The following is a 795-nucleotide window of genomic DNA, read 5'->3' on the forward strand; positions in this document are numbered from 1 at the left end:
CGCTGGACCAGTCATGGTCACCGTAACGGTATCTTCTGGCCCTGGGTCCGTTTCATCGCTGATGGTGGTATCAACAAAGGCATTTGAAACATCTAATGCCTCAAAAATCGGATTGCTGTCGCTGTCCACAATACCCGACACGCTGACACGGAACACTTCATCGCCTTCGGCATACACATCGTCCACCGTATCGATGGTAAACGTAGCCGTCACACCATCGGCACCAACCACTGCTTGGGTGGTTTCAGTAATGTCGTCACCGGATGCAGTGGTGTAGCTGTAAGCTAAGGTCACGATACTGCCCACAGGAGCCGGATCGCTCAGCGTCACTGTGTACTCTGTGGTGGTGTCGCCTTCTACGACATTCGCTGGACCTGTCATGGTGACGGTGACCGTATCTTCTGGACCCGGATCGGTTTCATCGCTGATGGTGGTGTCGACGAACGCATTATCGAGGTTCAACGCTTCGAAGATAGGATTGCTGTCGCTATCAACAATACCCGACACGCTGACACGGAATACTTCATCGCCTTCTGCATAAACGTCGTCCACCGTATCGATGGTAAACGTGGCGGTTACGCCATCCGCCCCAATAATCGCTTGAGTCGTTTCAGTGATGTCATCACCCGATGCAGTGGTGTAGCTGTAAGCTAAGGTCACGATGCTACCCACAGGTGCCGGATCGCTCAGCGTCACGGTGTAGTCTGTGGTGGTGTCACCTTCTACAACATTCGCTGGACCAGTCATGGTTACCGTAACGGTATCTTCTGGACCAGGGTCAGTTTCATCGCTGAT

1 pseudogene is annotated in these 795 nt (G+C 53.0%); it reads right to left on the reverse strand.

The window, feature by feature from the left end:
* Positions 1 to 795: pseudogene (locus R8O11_RS26740) on the reverse strand (Calx-beta domain-containing protein); the annotation flags it as partial.

This window comes from Vibrio sp. 1288, from assembly GCF_033344475.1.